Genomic DNA, 18,077 nt, shown 5'->3' with positions numbered 1-18,077 from the left:
GACGTTATGGCACTTCGCAATCAGCGCCTACAAGTTCCTGAAGAGCAGCGGTCCCGTGGACCAAACCCTCCACCTGCCTCCCCATCTCCCCATTCAGCGCCCGCATCAACGACCCCAGCCCCTCACGCGTAGCCGCTCGCTCCAATGAGTCCCGGTCATGCGTAACGATCTTCTCCAGCGCCGTGTACGCCTGCACCATCACGGCCAGTAGTGCAGCTTGATCAGCCGCCTGCGTGGCGAGGACAACGAGTCTGGGATCGATGGGGTTGGAGTCAGCGCGAGAAAATGCGCCACGAAGATTGAACTTGGCCATGTCAGCCTCCCTGTGAGTGCGGTGATTGCATCTACCGCCGCACTCACGTCGAAGCGAGGGCGGCAGCTCGTCCAGGTTGGCGTACCGGTCCTCCGCTTGCACGAGCCGGCGAGCCTTACGGCTCCCTGAACGAGCCGCCAAAACCTGGAGGCACGAACAGGCAAGCCGCAGAGCTACTGCGGTGCAGAAGGCTGCGGCTTGCGTCGCAGCGGAGGAAACGGGACGCCAATCCCGATCACGCCTTTTTTTGACGTGACCGGCGCAGTATAGCGACGGGTATCCGGTTTTCCCCCATGAAAGCGGCTTGCGAAAAGCCACGATAACCCGTACCCGTGACGGTATCCTTGAGCCCACCTCAACGGCCAGGGAGTGGTGCGTCATGACTTTTGAAGACTGGATGCGCCATCGCGGCCTGAGCGCGTCGAGCATTGGCAAGTACGCCAGCGCGATTGAGGGGCCGTTATCAGCCTGGGCGACAGAAGCCAAACTGACCGCTGGCCCGCTGACTGCGCTGCGGAGTGAGTCGGCTTTCAAGAAAATCGCGCTTGAAATTCAACGGCTGCCGATCTTTCAGCAGAGGAACGAGACCGGCCACCACATGTACAGCAGCGCCTTGGCGCAGTTTGCGAAGTACTTGACGGACGGCCACAGCGGCGATGTGGAAGAGGACATCGATCAAATCCTGACCGACCCAGGTTTGGACGCGACGGAACGCATGAACTTGGTGAAGGCGCGCATCGGCCAAGGGGTGTTCCGGCAAAAGGTGCTGTCGCACTGGAAGGCTTGCGCGGTCACGGGGTTCAAGGACACGAATCTTTTGGTTGCGTCCCACATCAAGCCCTGGCGCTCGTGCAACAGCTTGGAGCGGCTCGACCAGTTCAATGGCTTGTTGCTCACGCCGAACCTGGACAAGGCGTTCGACTCCGGGTTGATCACGTTCTTGCCTGCCGGCCCGATCATGCTGTCCCCGCAGCTCACGGAGTCCGAGAAGCTGGGCATTTCCGCCGACATGCGCGTGACGCTGAATGCCAAACACCAGCCGTTCATGGACTTTCATCGAGACGTGGTGTTTCGCGCCCATTGAGCGACTTTTTGAGAAAGCCCACCCCATGACCCAAAAGCAACTCCCCTCCAAGACGCTGAAGATTTCCTACTGCTTCGTGCTGCTCGCGGCGGTGCTGCCGATGGGCCTGGCCAAGACCGCCTGGGTGAGCATGGCCTTGGGCGGCTCGGGCTTCGCGGTGGTGCCGTTGCTGGGGCCGCTGGTTTTTCTGTGTGTGGCGCTGTACCGCATCTACCTGGTGGTGCGCGTTCCAGATGTGCTCGCTTCGCCGCAGGCCACGGGGCTGGTGGCGGCGATGCGGAGCGTGGGCACGTTCTGCATCTACCTGGGCGTGGTGGCGTCTGCGGCCGCCCTGGTGGCGGGGCCGTTGATGCGTTCGATGATGACGAGCCGCACCGAGAGTGGTGCGGAGTTCATGGTGGTGGGGGTGTATCTGTCGCTGGTGGGCGGTATCGGCTTGCTGGGCCTGTTCCTGTTCGAGTGCAGCCGGCTGCTCGCTTTCGAGCGGCTGGTGGCGGCGCGGCGCAAGGCCTGAGCGCGGGCGCCATCAGGCGCGCGGGTGGTCTTCGGGCCGGTCTGGATTGCAGATCGTTCCATCCACTGCGCGTTTCATGCACGCTGTGCACGCAGGTGGTGCTCGCCTGGACACTGAGGCCCTTTTCAAGGAGCCTCCATGCCCGTCGACGTCGACCGTTCCGCACACCATCCACGTCCTGCAACGTTGACGCCGGATGCTTTGCAACGCCGCCACGATGCGATCCTGTTCGCGATCAATCATCTTCCAGCAGGTGGCGAAGATCGGCTCAACGTCTTCCGGACCGTGATCTCCTCTGAACTGCGCGACGCCATCGGCCAATCAAACCCGGAGATGGCAGCGGCGGTGACGCAGGCGACGCAGGAACTGGGGCTGGAGCCCGCCGAGCTGGCGAAATGGATGCACCAGATGTTGACCCCAAAGACGCTGGAATGGACGGCTGACTTTGGTGATGCGAGATCGATCGGTTCACTTGCGCTCTCCATCGCCATCAGCACATTGCCGCAGCCCCAGCGCGCAGCGCTGTTGGGAAAGCTGCTGAACCCCGGTGGCCCGGCATGCGCCGCCGTGGCGAAATCTCTGGATGCGGAAGCCATTTCGGCCACGGCCTATGCCATGGCCAATTGCCTGCCCGAGCGCCCCAGGAAATGGCTGGAAACGGTGCAGAACGTGGTGCTCGCCGATGACTGCGTGGACGCGGTGGCCACGTCGGGCGATCATGCTTTTCTGGGCTCCACTGCACTGGCCGCAGCCATGCTGCCCGACAAGGATCGGCGCACACAGGTGCTGGGGCGTTTGCTGACGGAGGACAACCAGTCAATACTGCGGCGCGAAGCATTCAGTCATCCCACATCACTGGCATTCGCCGTGTTTGCCGCTCAGCACCTGCCGGCGGGCGAATGCGTCAGCGCGCTGCAGGGTTTGATATCGCGCGATGCCATCTCTGCGGTGCTGCACAAAGGAGACGGCAGTTTGATCGCGACCCTGGCGCGCGGCGCGTGGCATCTGCCATCCGATCAACGTGGACCGGCATTGCTCAAACTGGTCACTCCCGACACCTGTCAACTGGTCCTCGATCTGAACGATGAGCGCACCATCGAGGTGATGTGCGACGCCGCACAGGGGTTGCCCCACGGCTCGCAGCGCCAGGCGGTTCAGGAGAAGCTGGGACTGGATGAGGAGATCCCGGTCATGAGCCTGGAAAAGCTGAAATCGATCGAGCAATGGGCCGATGTGGGGGTTGAGGAGGTGCGTTCCAGTGGTCCGCTGGCGGATCCGCAGCAAGCGTTGTCGCAGGCGATCGAATCTCAAGACGTGAAAGCCATCGTTGATGAGCTGGGCAGCGTTGTGCGGGCCACCTCCACATCAGACGAACAAAAAAGGGCGATGTTGAGAGTGCTGCTCGATCCGGAATGGGGTGCCTGCAAAGCGGTGGCAGATTCTCTGGACCCAGCTGCCATCGCCACCGCTGCCTGCACCATGTCCAGGTACCTGCAGTCGGACCTGGCACAGGCGGAAAGCGAGCTGTCGAAAGCGTTCCAGAGCCTGTTTTCCGAGGAGTGTTTGAAGGCAGTGACCTCGGGAAGAGGCCTTGGGATAGGGCCCATGGCTACGAGCGCAACGAGTTTGCCGGTCGAGTCCCAGCGCACGGAGGCACTGAGAAAGTTGCTGGCCGATGAGCAGTGCCTGGTGCTTCAGAAACAGGCACTTACCCACCCCGACCTGCTGGCCGTGGCCGTGAGCGCTGCCTTTCAGTTGCCAAGACATGAGGGTGACAAGGTGCTGGAACGCCTGGTGACGCCAGGTACCTGCCGCGCAGTCGCCGGGATGAACCATGAAGCTTTTCTGGAAATCATGCGCGAGGGCGCAGGCCGACTGGCCCATCTCCCCCAGAACGATGAGAGACAGGTTGCGTTGCGCCCGGTTCAGCCTTGGGAAAAGCTGGGTGGACAAGCCCCGGACCGCAGGTCTGTCTCGGCGCGCTCTCCGTCACTGGGTGGCCCTTGACCGCGGCTGACCCATCAAGACACAAGGAGCCGCCATGCCCCACGATCCCTTCGTATCCCTTGCCCCTGATGCGTTGGCGTTGCCCAACCCCGGCGCCGTGGAAGCCACGCATGGACCACATCCCATGCGCCTGAGCCTGGCCGGTCTGGAGATCCGTCGCCGGAAGATCCATTCCATGGTCACCCGTCAGCAAGTAGGCGGAAAGAACAGGCCCAGCCTCTTCCGAAAATTGCTCCCAACCGGACTGCGCCGCCTCATCGGTGCCTTGCATCCCGAGATGGCCAGCGAGGTGGCGCGGGCGGCGCTGGAGCTGGGGCCCAAGGAGCAGGCGGAATGGATGAGCGATGTGTTGACGCCCTACACCCTGGATCGGTTGGCCTACGCCGGCTCGGCGCAGACGATCGGCAAGCTGGCGCTCACCATATCGATCAGCAAATTGGAGCCGAACGATCGCGCCAAACACTTGGGAATGCTTCTGAATCCGGATGCTGAAGTCTGCCAAGCCGTGGCAGATTCTCTTGATCCGCGCGCGATTTCAGACACCGCCTATGCCATGGCCAGTTGCCTGCCGGTTGGTTCTGAGGAGTGGGTGAAACCTTTCCAGAACCTGCTGCTTTCAGATGCCTGCGTGAAAGCAGTTGCCACATCCAATGACAAAAACTTTCTGGTGTGTACCGTTCTGGCGGCGGAGCAATTGCCCGACAAGGCTCGGCGTACGAAGGTGCTGCAAGACCTGCTCACGGAAAACAACCGCTCGATGCTGAAAGCTCACGCATCCACGCATCCTCACTTGCTCGCCTTCGCCGTGCATGCCGCCCAGCAACTGCCGGTCAAAGATTGCCAGCACATGCTGCAGGATCTGATGTCACCGCAAGCCATTTCGGCTGCGCTGCGCGACCAGGACGCCGTGTCCATCGTTTCCCTGGTTCGCGGCGCATGGCAGCTGCAGAGTCAATCGTTCCTCAGCCAACTGGTGACCCCCGACACTTGTCACCTGGTGCGCGAGCTGAACGATGCGGGCGCGACCGAGTTGATGCGCGATGCCGCGCGCCAACTGCCAGAAGGCCCGCTGCGGCAGGAGGCACTGCAGGCGCTGGAGACCGCGCCACCCTGGCAGCGCTTTCTGGATGCGCGCTCCGACCCACCGACACCTTTGAGAGAGCGAACGCCCTCACCGGGCGGGCTCTGAGGGAAAAGCGCTGCCGCTCCGGATTGCAGATCGTTCCATCCATGGAGCAATTCATGCGCCTTGCGCACGCGGGCAGTGCTCGCTTGGAAACTGAGGCCTTTTTCAAGGAGCCTCCATGCCCGTCGACCGTTCCGCACGCCCTCCACGCCCTCCACGTCCACCGCGTCCACCGCGCCCAGAAACACTCACGGAGGAGCAGCGGCATCACCGCCATGATGCGATCGAGTTGATGCTCACCAATCCTCAAATGGGTGGTGGGGATCGGCTCGATGTCTTCCGCGCCTTTCTACCGCCTGATCTCCGGAATGCGATCGGACGATCTCATCCGGAAATGGTGCCGGCCGTGGCGCAAGCAGCGCTGGAGTTCCCGACCGAAGAACAGCAAGGCTGGATGCGCCAAGTGTTGACGAACCACGCCCTGGACTGGACGGCTCAGTACGGCTCTGCAGCATCGATCGGGAAACTTGCGCAGTCCATATCCATCAGCGGACTGCCGATGGAGGAGCGCGCAGACCGGTTGGAAACGCTTCTGAATCTTCGCGGTCCAGCGTGCGCAGCGGTAGCCGAATCACTGAATGCCAGCGCGATTGCAACCACAGCCTACGCCATGGCCAATTGCTGGCCTGAACATCTCGAGGAGAAGTGGCTGGAGACGTTGCAGAACGTGGTGCTTTCCGATGCGTGCGTGGCGGAGGTCGCCAGGTCGGGTAGCCATAGTCATTTGAGCTCCACCGCCTGGGCCGCGACCCTGTTTCCCGACAAAGATCGGCGCACTGACGCGCTGCGCGCTTTGCTGACGGAAAAGAACTGTTCGATCCTGCAGAACCATGCATCCCTCCATCCCAATTCGTTGGCTGTGGCAGTGTTTTCCGCTCAGCACCTGCCGCCCGCCGAATGCGGCCCCGTGCTGGAGAAACTGATGTCATCCAACGCCGTCTCCGCAGTACTGCGCGAACGAGACGGCTATTCCATCGCATCCCTGGCGCTCGGCGCATGGCATCTACTTCCCGGCCAGCGTGCAGAGGCGCTGAGTCGACTGATGACCACCAAAACCTGTGAATGGGTGCGTGACCTGAAAAGTAAGAACGCCATGGGGATGATGCGGGAAGCCGTGGAACAGTTGCCTGAAGACTCAAAGCTGCGACATGAGATGCTGGAAATACTGCTATCGGATCAGGGCCTGGGATCGAAACAAAATCTGAGCCCGGAAAAGGAGGCAGACATCCGGCAATGGGCTGATGGGTGGATCAAAGAGAACGCGAAGGTGGACAAGCTCGTTGATGCCCTTTACCAAATCCTCCAAAACACTTCCGCAACGGCCGAAAAAAAGAGCACCGATTTGAAAGATCAGCTCAGTCGGGAGGGGGGTGACTGCACCATCGCGGCAAGTTCTCTGAATCCAGCTGCGATTGTCACCACTGCCTACACCATGGCCAATCACCTGCAGTCGGACCTGGCGGAGGCGGAAGGCAAATGGTCGAAAGCGTTTCAGAGTCTGTATTCCGACGAATGTCTGGAAGCGGTGATGGCGAACGAAGCCCTTGGGGTGGAGCTCATGATTGCAAGCGCAATGAGTTTGCCGGACGAGTCCCTGCGCACGACGGTTCTGAAAAAACTGCTGACCGACGAGCAGTGCGCGTGGTTTCAGCAAGAGGCCACTGCCATCCCCGACCAGCTGGCCACAACCGTGAACGCAGCCCTTTGCTTGCCGGAGCAGGACTGTCAAAGGGTGCTGGCGCGTCTGGTGACGGAAGAGACCTGCCGCGCAGTCGCCAAGACGGGCAATGAAACTTTCTTGGGATTCATGCGAGAGGGTGCAAAGCAATTGCCCGATGGCCCACACCGCCAGGCGGTGCTGAAGGCACTGGAGCCCGTGCCGCAATGGCAACGTGCTCTAGATGCCCGCCCGGGCTATCCGAAGCGTTCCAGGGATCGCGTGCCCTCACCGGGTGGGCACTGAACCGCTCAAGACACGATGTAAGCGCCCGCCCCGGTTGACAACAACTTCCCGTCCGCCCCCAGAAACTCCATGCGCGTGCTGGCCACGCGCGAGCCCAAGCGCATGATTTCGGCGCGCAGTTCGAAGTGATCGCCAACGCCGGGGCGCAGGTAGTCCACGCGCATGTCGATGGTGCCAAGTTTGGCGAAGCGGTGCAGGCGTTGCTGCGGGGTTTCGTCCATGTGGCGGGCACCGATGGCGGCGGTGCAGGCCAGGCCGGCCATGGCGTCGAGCGCGGCGCTGATCACGCCGCCATGAAGGCGGTTGTGCACATAGCTGCCCACCAGATCAGGCTTCATGTCGATGCGACCTGTGACCAGCGTCGGGGTGATGCTGGTGATCTTCAGGCCCATCACCTTGTTGAAGGCGATCTTCTCTTCAAAGAGGTGTTTCAGGGCCTCGATGAATTCGGGTTCGAATTCAACGGGCTTGGCGGGTGCGTGGGTGGACTTGCTCATAGGCCTGATTGTCGTGCGGCGAGTTCTTTCATGATTTCCTCGGCGCCGCCACCGATCATCATCACCTTCACTTCGCGGTACACGCGTTCGCTGACGGTGCCGCGCATGAAGCCCATGCCGCCGAGGATCTGCACCGCCGCGTCGGCGCAGAACTGCATGGCCTGGGTGGCGTGGTTTTTCAGCAAACAGACTTGCGCGACCCAATCATTTCCGTCGTCCCCCGCGTCCACCCGATCACCCAGCGCGTCGAGCCAGGCCTGGGTCGAGTGGATGCGCATCTGCATGTCCATGAGCTTGTGGCGGATGACCTGGCGTTCGATGAGGGGCGCACCAAAGGTGCTGCGCTGGCGCGCCCAGGCCAGGGCTTCGTCGTAACAGGCTTCGGCAAAGCCGAGTGCCATGGCCGACATGGCCAGGCGTTCGCCGTTGAAGTTGGTCATGACCATTCGGAAACCCGCGCCCTCTTCGCCCAGGCGGTAGCGCACCGGCACGCGCACGCCGTCAAAGCGCAGGTGCGCGGTGTCGGAGCAGTGCCAGCCCATCTTCTCCAGCCGGCTGCGCGAGACGCCGGGCGCGTTGCACGGCACCACGATCATGCTGATGCCGCTGGCGCCCTTGCTGGATGGACGGTCGCCGCCGGGCCGCCCCAAGGCGACCGAGCCCCCCTGGGGGGCAGCGACCCGCGCAGCGGCGGAGCGTGGGGGCTCTGTTCTCACGGCTAGGGTGATCCAGTCGCAGCGCATGCCGGAGGTGATGAAGACCTTCTCTCCATCGATGACGTAGTCGGCGCCATCGAGCCGCGCGGTGGTGCGCAGGGCGGCCACATCGGAGCCGCCGCCGGGCTCGGTGATGCCCAGGGCGGCGATCTGCTCGCCGCGCAGCACGGGCGGGATGATCTCGGCCTGCAACTCGGGCGAGCCGTGTTTCAGGATGGGCGGCAGGCCGATGTTGTGGGTGAAGAGGCTGGCCATCACACCGCCGCTGCCGCCGAAGCGCGCCAGCGTTTGCGACAGGGCGTTGCGCGCGCGCCAGGGCGCGGGTGTGCCGCCCAGAGACTCGGGGTAACCCAGGCCGAGCAGGCCGAGTTCGGCGGCCTGCAGGTGCAGCGCGCGCGGGAACTCGCCGGCTTCGTCCCACGCGGTCACGTTGGGCGCAATGGCCTGCGTGGCGAAGCGCTTCACCGTGTCGACGAGGGCGGCGCGGTCTTCGGCGGTGTTCATGTGGAGAACTTCATGGGGCGAAGGTCACCAGAAGCTGGCCCGGCGCCACCTGCTGCCCGACCAGCACCGACAGGTTTTCCACGGTGAGGTCGCGCGGGGCGGCCAGGGTGTGTTCCAGCTTCATGGACTCGATCACCAGCAGCGGCGCGCCTTTGAACAGATAGGACCCGGGCGCGGCATGCACGGCGATGAGCTTGCCGTTGAACGGGGCGCGCAGTTCGCGCGCGGCGCTGCCGCCACCGGCGCGCTCGCGGGGGGCCAGGCTGAGGTCGGTGAGCGCCATGGTGTGCGAGCCCGCCTGCACCTGCCAGCGGCCCGCGCCGAGCGACGCGGTGGCCACAGGCCAGGTGGTGCCGTCGATGACCACACGGCCCGGGCTCATGCGGGCTTGCACCGTGCGCTCGCCCAGCGTCACGCGCAAGGCACCCTGCGCCAGCTCCTGCACCGCCATGTCCAGGATCTGGTCTTCATGCTGCCAGCGAAGCGGGCGCGGGAAGGGGCACGGCAGCGCCGTGGTGGCGGCGGGCGCACCAAAGGCGGCGGCGAGCACGCCGGCCAGCACCGCGTCGAGCGGGTGCATGAGCGAAGCGCGGATCGCATCGCCCTGCTCGGCCAGGAAAGGAATGAGCGCCGCGCCTTCATGAAACGCGGGGTGGCGCAGGCAGGCCGCCAGGAAGGCGCGGTTGGTGGGCAGGCCGAGCAGCAGGGTGTGGTCCAGCGCGTGGGCGAGGCGCTCGATGGCTTCGGCGCGTGTGGGTGCGTGGGCGATCAGCTTGCCGAGCATGGCGTCGTAGTGCGGCGTGACTTCGCTGCCGGTTTCCAGCGCGTGATCGAAACGCAGGCCGGGCGTCATGGGCGGTTCGGCGAAGCGGTGCACGCGGCCGGTGTGCGGTGTGTGGTGCTCGTCTTCAGCGCACAGGCGCACTTCGATGGCGTGGCCGTTCCGTTGCACCTGGTCTTGTGTGAGCGGCAAGGGTTCGCCGCGCGCGATGCGAAGCTGCCATTCGACCAGATCCAGACCCGTCAAGGCTTCGGTGACGGGATGCTCCACCTGCAGCCGTGTGTTCATCTCCATCAAATAGAAGTGGTCTCCCTCCAGCAGGAACTCCACCGTCCCCGCGCCCACATAGCCCGCCGCCTGCGCCAGCGCCACGGCGCAGCGGCCCAGTTCTTCGCGCAAGGCAGGCGACACCGCCGGGCTGGGCGACTCTTCCACGATCTTCTGGTGGCGGCGCTGCACCGAACAATCGCGCTCCCCAAGATGAATGCAGTTGCCGTGCGCGTCGGCAAACACCTGCACCTCCACATGCCTGGGGTGGAGCAAGGCGCGCTCGATCAGCAGATCGCCATTGGCAAAACCGGCCAGCGCCTCGGAGCGCGCACCCTGGAGCGCGGGCAGCAGTTGTGCGGCTTCGGTGACGAGCCGCATGCCGCGCCCGCCACCGCCGGCCACGGCCTTCACCATCAGCGGGAAGCCGACTCGCCCGGCCTCGGCCACAAAGGTCTCTTCACGCTGATCGCTGCCGAAGTAGCCCGGCAGGCAGGGCACACCGTGCGCCTCGGCCAGCGCCTTGGCGGCAGACTTGCTGCCGAGCGCGTGGATGGCCGAAGGCGGCGGACCGACCCAGGTGAGGCCGGCGTCGATCACGGCCTGGGCGAAGTCGGCGTTCTCGCTCAGGAAGCCGTAGCCGGGGTGCACGGCGTCGGCGCCGGTGGCGAGGGCGGCGTCGAGCAGGCGGTCCACGCGCAGGTAGGAATCGGACGACGCCGCGCCCCCGAGCGCGAAGGCGCTGCTGGCTTCGCGAACGTGCAGCGCGCTGGCGTCGGGCTCGGAGAACACGGCCACGGTGTCAATGCCCATGGCGTGTGCGGTGCGGATGACGCGGCGGGCGATCTCGCCGCGATTCGCGATCAGCAGGCGCTTCACTTCTTGTCGCTCCCGGCCCAGGGTGCGGGCTGCTTCTTTGAAAACGCAGCCAGACCGGAGGCGGCTTCGGGACCTCTCAAGGCAGCGGCAAACGCAATGGCCGCCTCCTCGCGCAGGTCGGCCACTTCATCGCGCAGCAACTGCAGCAGCCGCTTGGAACAGGCCATGGCGCCAGGCGCGGCTTTCAGCATTTCCTTCAGGCGGTCGCGCAGCGCGGCATCGAGCGCGTTGTCTTCCACGAGCTCGTCCACCAGGTTGATCGCTTTGGCTTCCTCCGCCCGGTAGCTGCGGCCTTGCAGCAGGCACTGGCGCGCGGTGGCGTCGCCCAGGCGTTGCCAGACGAAAGGGGCGATCTGCGCGGGCGGCAGGCCGAGCGTGACTTCCGGCGTCGCAAAGAGCGAGCGGCGGGTGGCAATGACGTGGTCGGCGCAGCACACCAGGCCGAAACCGCCGCCCATGGCCGGACCGTCCACCGCGCACACCAGCATCTGCGGCAGCGCGCAGATGGCGTGCAGCACGTCGCCGAAGCGGCGGTTCATGGGGATGAGCGGGTCGGACTCGCCCGGTTGCAGCGGCTGGCCGATGGCGTTGGCAAAACTCCCGAGGCTGCCGCCGGCACTGAAGGCACCCGGCGCACCGGTGAGCACCACGATGCGCAGCGTGGTGTCTTTCTGCGCGCGCAGGCAGGCTTCATACAGGCCGACCACCATCGCGTCGCTCAGCGCGTTGCGCGTGGCGGGGTCGTTGAGCGTCCAGCGCTCGATGTCGCCCGTGCGCTCGACGAGGAAGGCGTTTCCACTCATTTCACGGGCCTCTTCGCGATGCCCATGATCTTGGACAGGATGCCCAGCATCACTTCGTCGGCCCCGCCGCCGATGGATGCGAGGCGCCCATCGCGGTACATGCGCGAGACCTTGTTCTCCAGCGTGAAGCCCATGCCGCCCCAGAACTGCAGGCAGGTATCGGGCACGGTGCGGTTCAGGCGGCCGGCCTTGAGCTTGGCCATGGTGGCCCACTCGGTCACGTCTTGCCCGGCGATGTAGTGTTCGCACGCCTGGTAGGTGAGCGCGCGCAGGGCTTCCACCTCGGTCTTGAGTTCGGCCAGCTTGAACTGCACCCACTGCTGGTCGGACAGCGAGGCGCCGAACAGCTTGCGTTCCTGCGCCCACTCCACCGTCCATTCGATGCAGTTGGTCAGGCTCTGCAGCGTGCTGGCGGCGCACCACAGGCGCTCTTCCTGGAACTGCTGCATCTGGTAGATGAAGCCCGCGCCTTCCTGGCCGATGCGGTAGCGCTGGGGCACGCGCACCTCGTCGAAGTAGATCAGTCCGGTGTCGCTGCTGTGCATGCCGATCTTGCGGATCTTCTTGCCGACCTCGAAGCCCTTCACGCTCTTGCCGTTCTCGCGCACCGGCACCATCACCAGGCTCTTGTTCTTGTGTTGCGGGCCTTCGCTGGTGTTCACCAGCAGGCAGATCCAGTCGGCCTGCAGGCTGTTGGTGATCCACATCTTCTGCCCGCTGATGACGTAGTCGTCGCCGTCCTTGCGGGCGTAGGTCTTGATGGCCGCCACGTCGCTGCCCGCTCCGGGTTCGCTCACGCCGATGGCGCCCACGGTTTCGCCCTGGATCGCAGGCGCCAGGAACTGCGCCTTGAGTTCCTCGGTGCCGAAGCGGGCCAGCGCGGGCGTGGCCATGTCGGTCTGCACGCCGATGGCCATGGGCACGCCGCCGCAGTGGATGTGCCCCAGCGTCTCGGCCATGGCCATGCCGTAGGAATAGTCGAGCCCCGCGCCACCATGGGCCTCGGGCTTGGTCAGGCCCAGCAGGCCGAGCTTGCCGAGTTCCTTGAACACTTCGTGGGCCGGAAAGATCTCGGCCGCCTCCCATTCGTCCACATGCGGGTTGATCTGCTCGTCGATGAAACGCTTGAGCGTCTTCTGGATCTCGCGGTGTTCGTGGGTGAATTGCATGGTGTGTCTCCGGGGTTTTCTTTTGTCTGACGGCTTACATTCGCGCCACGCCGAACTGCATGGGCCGCAAGGTTTTCTCGGTGGCCTCGGCGCAGGTGTCGAGGCAGAAACTCAGCACGGCGCGCGTGTCGCGCGGGTCGATCACGCCGTCATCCAGCACGAGGCCGCTGGTGTGGAACACGTCGGCCTGGCTTTCGAACACGTTCACGATCTGGTCGAACTGCGCCTGCATCTGCGCCGGGTCGGGCGTGATGCCTTTGCGCGCCATGCCGGCCTCGGCCACGATCTGCATGGTGCGCGCGGCCTGCTCGCCGCCCATCACCGCCGTCTTCGCCTGCGGCCAGCTGAACAGGAAACGCGGCTCGTAGCCGCGCCCGCACATGCCGTAGTTGCCGGCGCCGAACGAGGCGCCGCACTGGATGGTGATCTGCGGCACGGTGGCGCTGGTCACGGCCTGGATCATCTTGCTGCCGTGCTTGATCATGCCGCCCTGCTCGCTGTCCTTGCCCACCATGTAGCCGGTGGTGTTCTGCAGGTAGATGATGGGGTGCCCCAGCTGGCACATCCACTGGATGAAGTGCGTGGCCTTGTTGGACCCGGCCACGTCGATCGGGCCGTTGTTGCTGATGATCCCCACCGCATGGCCGCCGATGCGCGCCTGCGCGCACAGGGTGGCGGCGCCGTAGAGCGGCTTGAATTCGAGCAGTTCGGAACCATCGACGATGCGGGCCATGACCTCACGCATGTCCACCGGTTCGCGGTGGTGCGGCGGCATCAACCCCAGCAACTCATCGGCATCGAAAACAGGCCCTCTCTTCGAATTGGGGTCAGATTCCAATTTCCGTTCCCCTTGCCTGTCCATCTGCTGCAACAGCCGACGGGCAATGCCCAAAGCCTGCCGGTCGTCCTCCGCCAGATATTCCCCGAGGCCCGACACCGAGGTGTGCATCTCCGCCCCGCCCAGTTCTTCCTCGGTCGCCACCTCGCCAGTTGCTGCCATGAGCAACGGCGGCCCGGCCAGGAAGGCGCGTGAACGCCCGCGCACCATGATCACCACGTCGCTCAGCCCCGGCATGTAGGCGCCACCCGCCGTGCCCGAGCCGTGCTGCACGGTGATGACCGGGATGCCGGCGGCCGAGAGGCGCGCGAGGTTGCGGAACAGCGAGCCGCCGTGCACGAAGCCTTCCACCTTGTACTTGGTGAGGTTGGCACCGGCGCTTTCCACCAGGTGCACGAAGGGCAGCTTGTTCTGCAGCGCGATGTCCTGCACGCGCAGGATCTTTTCCAGCCCGCGCGGCTGGATGGCCCCGGCCTCGATGCCCGAGTCGCTCGCCACCACCATGCAGCGCACACCGGCGATGAAGCCCATGCCGGCCACGATGCCACCACCGGGCACGGACTTCTGCTGGTCTTTGGTGTCTTGCAGGAAGCCGGCCAGCGAACACAGTGGCACGTAAGGCGTGCCGGGGTCCAGCAGCAGGGCCACGCGCTCGCGCGGCAGCAACTGGCCGCGCTTGTCGAACACCGGTTTCGATTTCGCCGAAGCTTGCGCGGCGCGGTCTTCGAGCGCGCGCAGTTGGGCGATGCGGTCCAACATGGCCTCGCGCCGCTGCAGGGCCTGCGGACTTTGCGGGTTGAAGGAAGACTCAAACATGCTGCTGTTTCATGGCTGGAAAACCTTCGGCGTCACGTAGCGGTGGAAACCATCGAAAGGTTTCACGGCGTCGCGCGTCTGCACTTCCACCGGCGCGGCCACCTGGCCCCAGCCCATGCGCACCTGCGGGCGCGCACCGTCCACGCGCAGCACGGTGCCGCTGACGAAGCTGGCCGCGGGCCCGAGCAGGTAGACGATGGCGGCCGAGGTCTCGGCCTCGTTGCCGAAGCGGCCGGCCGGCACGGTTTCGCGCATCTCGCGCAGCATGGGGCCGGCCTCGGCTGGATAGTGGTCCATGCCGCTGGAGGCGATGTAGCCCGGCGCCACGGCGTTCACGCGCACGCCGCTCTTGGCCCATTCCATCGCTGCCGTTTCGGTGAAGCTCACCATGCCGGCGCGCGCCGCGCCGCTGTGGCCCATGCCGGGCATGGAGCCCCAGAAGTCGGCCACGATGTTGACGATCGCGCCGCCGTGCTCCTGCATGCTCTGCACATAACACTCGCGCGCCACGAGGAACCCACCCGTGAGGTTGGTGTCCACCACCGCCTGCCAGCCCTTGGCGCTGATGTTCTCCAGCGGCGTCATGTACTGGCCGCCGGCGTTGTTCACCAGCGCGTCGATGCGGCCGTGCGCACCGACGATGGCGGTGACCACGGTGCGCACCGCGTCTTCCTGGCGGATGTCGCAGGCGTGGAAACTGGCGCGCCCGCCATCGGCCACGATCTCGCCGGCCACGTCCTGCAGCTTGGCGAGGTTGCGGCCGATCAGCACCACATGGGCGCCCAGGCTGGCGAGTTCGTGCGCGGTGCAGCGGCCAATGCCCGAGCCACCGCCGGTGACCACGACCACACGGCCGGTGAAGAGGCCCGGTGCGTAGACCGAGCGGTATCTGTTCTCGTGGCTCATCGTGGTTCCTTGAGAAAGAGTTGCAGGGCCGAGGCGGTGAGTTCGTCGAGCGAGGCGCGCCCGCGCGCCTTGGCGCTGCGGCCCGACGGCGGCACATACCACTGCGCCGACCAGTTGAGCGCACCGAAGATCATGAGGCGCGCGAGCGCCGGATCGGCCGCGAGCCGGCCCTGGTCGTGCAGCGCCTGGAGCACCGGAGACCACGCGGCTTCGTACTCGTCCTTCAGGCGGTTCACCTCGCCGCGCTGCGCCGCGTCGATCGAGCGCCATTCGTAGAGCATGACGGGAATGAAGTCGCTGTCGGGCCCGAGCAGCACGTCGAAATGGTTGCGCACCAGAGCGCGAAACCGTTCGCTCGCGGCGGCGTCTTCGGCCAGCAGCGACAGTGCAGCAACCTGCCGCCGCAAGGCGCCCTGCATGCCTTCGAGCATCACCGCGGCCAGCAGCGCTTCCTTGCTTTCGAAGTGGTAGAAAGGCGAGCCCGACTGCATGCCCACGGCGGCGGCGATGTCGCGCGTGGTGGTGGCGGCAAAGCCCTGCTGGCGAAACAGGCGCGCGGCCCCTTCGATCAGCTCGCGCCGCCGGTTGCCGTCGTCGCGCTCATCGGCCGTCTTGCGCGGCCGCCCACGCGCGCGGCGCGGCGCCTCAGTGTCGGGTGTCTCCAGGTTCATGGAATGCACCTTAGCAGTGGCGCATATTTATGGCAAGCGTTTGCTTTGTAAAAATCCACCGGCCCTGTCGCCGCGCAGACAGCCCGCTATTGAAATGGGTAGGGACCCGGAAAATCCCCCACCGGGCAGGTGTGTGAAACCAGCCGGCTTCCTTCCCACCAGTGCAACTGGTAACCCGGCGGCTCCATCACGAACGCGCCATGGGCACCGAGGCGCAGGTTCAGCGCCACCTGGTGCGCGGTGCTCGGGCACACGCTCGCCACGGTGCCACCCACGCGGCACTGGATGCTGCGGTGCAGGTGGCCGCAGAGGATGCGTTCCACATGCGGGTGGCGCGAGATCACCGCCTCGAAGGCCTCGGCACCTTCCAGGCCCATGTCGTCCATGTGGTCGATGCCGGTGGCAAACGGCGGGTGGTGCATGGCCACCAGGGTGGGACGGGGGTCTTCGCTCAGGCGTTCGTCGAGCCAGCGAAGACGCCGGGTGCACAGCTGGCCCCGGCCTTCGCCGGGCACCACGGTGTCGAGCACGAGCAGGCGCAGTTTGCCCAGGTCCACCGCGTACTGCAGGAATTCGCCGGCCTGGTCCAGGTAGGCGAACCCCGGGCCGTGGAAGGCTTCGCGCAGGCTTTGGCGCTCGTCGTGGTTGCCGGCGACCAAGAAGCACGGCACGGCGATGGGTGAAAGGATCTCCCTCAGCAGCGCGTATTCCTCCGCGTGGCCGCCATCGACCAGATCGCCAGTGGCCAGCACGGCATCGGGTGCAGGGCTCTGGTGCAACAGGCTGGTCACGGCGGCCCGCAGCATGGTGGCCGTATCGACCTTGCCATAAGCCAGGCGACCCGGTGGCTTGATGTGCAGGTCTGAGATCTGGGCCAGGAGCATGCAGCCTCCGCGAGCAAGGGCGCAGGCCGCTTGCCTGCTGGGTCATTCTGCCCTCGGGGCAGCGGCACGCCTATCCCCAGGACGTCGAGGCGGAGCGGCCCGTTGGCGCCATGGGTGTGCGCACGAGATCGGCCTGGGCCAGGATGCGGTCCAGGATGTGGGGCACCTCGAACAGCGCCCGGTTGTTCACCCGCCTCACCCGGTTGCGAAAGCCTTCCAGATCGCCCAGCAGTTCCGCCGCCGCGCGCTCGATGGTTCGAAAACTCCGGTGCACGACGCCCAGGCGCTGCTCGCGCACCCACTGCGCGTTGTACCGTTCCTGCGGCATGGTCCAGGCGTTGTCGGTCACGATGACCGGCAGGCCCATCTGCACCGCTTCACTCAGGCTGCCAGGGCCGGGCTTGCCAATGAAGAAATCGGCGCACTGCATCAGGCGCGGCACGTCGGCACAGAAGTCGACGACGTGGCGCGGTGCACCAGCGGGCTGCGCACGAAGGCACGATGCCAGCGACGCGTTGTGCCCGCAGATGAAGATGAGTTGCGTGGTGGGCAGGCGTTCTGCGATGCCGAGCATGGCGCGTGAACCGTGGCCACCAAACATCACGAGCCCGGTGGGGCGGGCCGGATCCAGGCCGAGCTGGCTCAGCATCTGTGCCCTGTCGCTTCTGTTCCTGGGCAGGTAGAACTCGGGCCGCACCAGCATGCCGGTGGTGGCGTGCACGCGGCAGGCGTCGTGGCCCATGGCGCGGGCTTGCGCCACGGCGCGGGGCGTGCCACAGATGAAGTGCTGCGGTTGGCCGCGCTCGATCCAGAAATGGGGCGGGAAGTCGGCCATGTCGGTGAGCAGCGTGGCGTAAGGCACGCCGGGCAATGCGCTGGCCAGGCTGGCGAACATTGCACGGTTGAAGTTGGGCACCAGCGAAACCACGAGATCGGGCTCGGTGCGCAGCCAGTGCTGCTGGAGCTGGCGAACCAGCCTGGGGTGAGAGAGGCGGATGAGGCTCTGCAACACCTTGAGCTCCTGCGCCATGCCGATGGTCCAGCCGCGCGCCAGGCGGCGGTTGTACCAGTCCTCGGGTGCATGGCCGGTGATGGCGCGAAATCGCTGGCGCGGATCAAGCACCTCGAACAGGTTCACCAGCCGCACCTGCCAGGGCCACTCCTGTGCGGCAAGCACCGCTTGCAGCGCGAGCGCCGAGGCCCGGTGGCCGCCGCCAGCATTGAAATAGATCAGGTCGACGGTCTTCATGCGCCGATTGGAGCGGCGCTTTGTGTCAGG

General features: G+C 65.4%; 16 protein-coding genes. 5 read left to right on the top strand and 11 right to left on the bottom strand.

Annotated elements, in window-relative coordinates; all coding sequences use genetic code 11:
• Positions 1-4: 4 nt before the first annotated feature.
• Positions 5-313 (bottom strand): hypothetical protein, encoded by a 309-nt coding sequence (locus tag ACTIF6_RS00825; RefSeq protein WP_439586103.1) that lies wholly within the window; start codon positions 311-313, stop codon positions 5-7.
• 379 nt (positions 314-692) lie between these two features.
• Between ACTIF6_RS00825 and ACTIF6_RS00820 the strand changes: the two genes are divergently transcribed.
• From ACTIF6_RS00820 to ACTIF6_RS00800, 5 genes are all read left to right on the top strand, one after another.
• Positions 693-1,397 carry an HNH endonuclease gene (locus ACTIF6_RS00820; protein WP_439586102.1) on the top strand — a complete coding sequence of 235 codons (705 nt, stop codon included), beginning with the start codon at positions 693-695 and terminating at the stop codon, positions 1,395-1,397.
• Between the two features lie 25 nt (positions 1,398-1,422).
• Positions 1,423-1,911, top strand: a complete 489-nt coding sequence (locus ACTIF6_RS00815) for a hypothetical protein (RefSeq protein WP_439586101.1) — start codon at positions 1,423-1,425, stop codon at positions 1,909-1,911.
• A gap of 138 nt (positions 1,912-2,049) precedes the next feature.
• Complete coding sequence (locus ACTIF6_RS00810) at positions 2,050-3,918, top strand: hypothetical protein (protein WP_439586100.1); 1,869 nt, start codon at positions 2,050-2,052, stop codon at positions 3,916-3,918.
• 34 nt (positions 3,919-3,952) lie between these two features.
• Positions 3,953-5,107, top strand: a complete 1,155-nt coding sequence (locus ACTIF6_RS00805; protein ID WP_439586099.1) for a hypothetical protein — start codon at positions 3,953-3,955, stop codon at positions 5,105-5,107.
• A gap of 115 nt (positions 5,108-5,222) precedes the next feature.
• Positions 5,223-7,067: a hypothetical protein gene (locus tag ACTIF6_RS00800; protein WP_439586098.1), complete on the top strand. Its 1,845-nt coding sequence runs from the start codon at positions 5,223-5,225 to the stop codon at positions 7,065-7,067.
• Positions 7,068-7,072: 5 nt separating this feature from the next.
• Here ACTIF6_RS00800 and ACTIF6_RS00795 read toward each other — a convergent pair whose 3' ends face one another.
• The 10 genes from ACTIF6_RS00795 to ACTIF6_RS00750 form a co-directional block, all read right to left on the bottom strand.
• Positions 7,073-7,564: a thioesterase family protein gene (locus ACTIF6_RS00795; protein WP_439586097.1), complete on the bottom strand. Its 492-nt coding sequence runs from the start codon at positions 7,562-7,564 to the stop codon at positions 7,073-7,075.
• Positions 7,561-8,784, bottom strand: a complete 1,224-nt coding sequence (locus tag ACTIF6_RS00790; RefSeq protein ID WP_439586096.1) for an acyl-CoA dehydrogenase family protein — start codon at positions 8,782-8,784, stop codon at positions 7,561-7,563. The genes ACTIF6_RS00795 and ACTIF6_RS00790 overlap by 4 nt, the downstream gene beginning before the upstream one ends.
• Positions 8,785-8,794: 10 nt before the next feature.
• Complete coding sequence (locus tag ACTIF6_RS00785) at positions 8,795-10,711, bottom strand: biotin carboxylase N-terminal domain-containing protein (protein ID WP_439586095.1); 1,917 nt, start codon at positions 10,709-10,711, stop codon at positions 8,795-8,797.
• Positions 10,708-11,514: an enoyl-CoA hydratase/isomerase family protein gene (locus tag ACTIF6_RS00780; protein WP_439586094.1), complete on the bottom strand. Its 807-nt coding sequence runs from the start codon at positions 11,512-11,514 to the stop codon at positions 10,708-10,710. The genes ACTIF6_RS00785 and ACTIF6_RS00780 overlap by 4 nt, the downstream gene beginning before the upstream one ends.
• Positions 11,511-12,683: an acyl-CoA dehydrogenase family protein gene (locus ACTIF6_RS00775; RefSeq protein ID WP_439586093.1), complete on the bottom strand. Its 1,173-nt coding sequence runs from the start codon at positions 12,681-12,683 to the stop codon at positions 11,511-11,513. Before ACTIF6_RS00775 ends, ACTIF6_RS00780 begins: the two co-directional genes overlap by 4 nt.
• 34 nt (positions 12,684-12,717) lie before the next feature.
• On the bottom strand, positions 12,718-14,337 hold the full coding sequence (locus ACTIF6_RS00770) for an acyl-CoA carboxylase subunit beta (RefSeq protein WP_439586092.1): 1,620 nt from the start codon (positions 14,335-14,337) through the stop codon (positions 12,718-12,720).
• A 9-nt stretch (positions 14,338-14,346) separates the two neighbouring features.
• On the bottom strand, positions 14,347-15,243 hold the full coding sequence (locus tag ACTIF6_RS00765) for an SDR family oxidoreductase (RefSeq protein WP_439586091.1): 897 nt from the start codon (positions 15,241-15,243) through the stop codon (positions 14,347-14,349).
• The gene (locus ACTIF6_RS00760; protein ID WP_439586090.1) at positions 15,240-15,914 is read right to left on the bottom strand and encodes a TetR/AcrR family transcriptional regulator; all 675 of its coding nucleotides are present in this window, start codon (positions 15,912-15,914) and stop codon (positions 15,240-15,242) included. Before ACTIF6_RS00760 ends, ACTIF6_RS00765 begins: the two co-directional genes overlap by 4 nt.
• Positions 15,915-16,000: 86 nt before the next feature.
• The gene (locus ACTIF6_RS00755) at positions 16,001-16,798 is read right to left on the bottom strand and encodes a phosphodiesterase (protein WP_439586089.1); all 798 of its coding nucleotides are present in this window, start codon (positions 16,796-16,798) and stop codon (positions 16,001-16,003) included.
• Positions 16,799-16,868: 70 nt separating this feature from the next.
• A complete protein-coding gene (locus ACTIF6_RS00750; protein WP_439586088.1) occupies positions 16,869-18,047 on the bottom strand; it encodes a glycosyltransferase in 1,179 nt (392 codons plus the stop codon).
• Positions 18,048-18,077: the final 30 nt, after the last annotated feature.

The organism is Hydrogenophaga sp. (genome assembly GCF_051860785.1).
GTDB lineage: Bacteria > Pseudomonadota > Gammaproteobacteria > Burkholderiales > Burkholderiaceae_C > Hydrogenophaga.
This window is presented reverse-complemented; position numbering and strand designations above follow the sequence as displayed.

What these genes read in the sequence shown, in the direction of transcription:
- ACTIF6_RS00755 (WP_439586089.1), bottom strand. Translation starts at nt 16,798, where the DNA reads ATGCTCCTGGCCCAGATCTCAGACCTGCACATCAAGCCACCGGGTCGC.
- ACTIF6_RS00810 (WP_439586100.1), top strand. Translation starts at nt 2,050, where the DNA reads ATGCCCGTCGACGTCGACCGTTCCGCACACCATCCACGTCCTGCAACG.
- ACTIF6_RS00805 (WP_439586099.1), top strand. Translation starts at nt 3,953, where the DNA reads ATGCCCCACGATCCCTTCGTATCCCTTGCCCCTGATGCGTTGGCGTTG.
- ACTIF6_RS00750 (WP_439586088.1), bottom strand. Translation starts at nt 18,047, where the DNA reads ATGAAGACCGTCGACCTGATCTATTTCAATGCTGGCGGCGGCCACCGG.
- ACTIF6_RS00775 (WP_439586093.1), bottom strand. Translation starts at nt 12,683, where the DNA reads ATGCAATTCACCCACGAACACCGCGAGATCCAGAAGACGCTCAAGCGT.
- ACTIF6_RS00820 (WP_439586102.1), top strand. Translation starts at nt 693, where the DNA reads ATGACTTTTGAAGACTGGATGCGCCATCGCGGCCTGAGCGCGTCGAGC.
- ACTIF6_RS00765 (WP_439586091.1), bottom strand. Translation starts at nt 15,243, where the DNA reads ATGAGCCACGAGAACAGATACCGCTCGGTCTACGCACCGGGCCTCTTC.
- ACTIF6_RS00825 (WP_439586103.1), bottom strand. Translation starts at nt 313, where the DNA reads ATGGCCAAGTTCAATCTTCGTGGCGCATTTTCTCGCGCTGACTCCAAC.
- ACTIF6_RS00815 (WP_439586101.1), top strand. Translation starts at nt 1,423, where the DNA reads ATGACCCAAAAGCAACTCCCCTCCAAGACGCTGAAGATTTCCTACTGC.
- ACTIF6_RS00795 (WP_439586097.1), bottom strand. Translation starts at nt 7,564, where the DNA reads ATGAGCAAGTCCACCCACGCACCCGCCAAGCCCGTTGAATTCGAACCC.
- ACTIF6_RS00790 (WP_439586096.1), bottom strand. Translation starts at nt 8,784, where the DNA reads ATGAACACCGCCGAAGACCGCGCCGCCCTCGTCGACACGGTGAAGCGC.
- ACTIF6_RS00800 (WP_439586098.1), top strand. Translation starts at nt 5,223, where the DNA reads ATGCCCGTCGACCGTTCCGCACGCCCTCCACGCCCTCCACGTCCACCG.
- ACTIF6_RS00760 (WP_439586090.1), bottom strand. Translation starts at nt 15,914, where the DNA reads ATGAACCTGGAGACACCCGACACTGAGGCGCCGCGCCGCGCGCGTGGG.
- ACTIF6_RS00780 (WP_439586094.1), bottom strand. Translation starts at nt 11,514, where the DNA reads ATGAGTGGAAACGCCTTCCTCGTCGAGCGCACGGGCGACATCGAGCGC.
- ACTIF6_RS00770 (WP_439586092.1), bottom strand. Translation starts at nt 14,337, where the DNA reads ATGTTTGAGTCTTCCTTCAACCCGCAAAGTCCGCAGGCCCTGCAGCGG.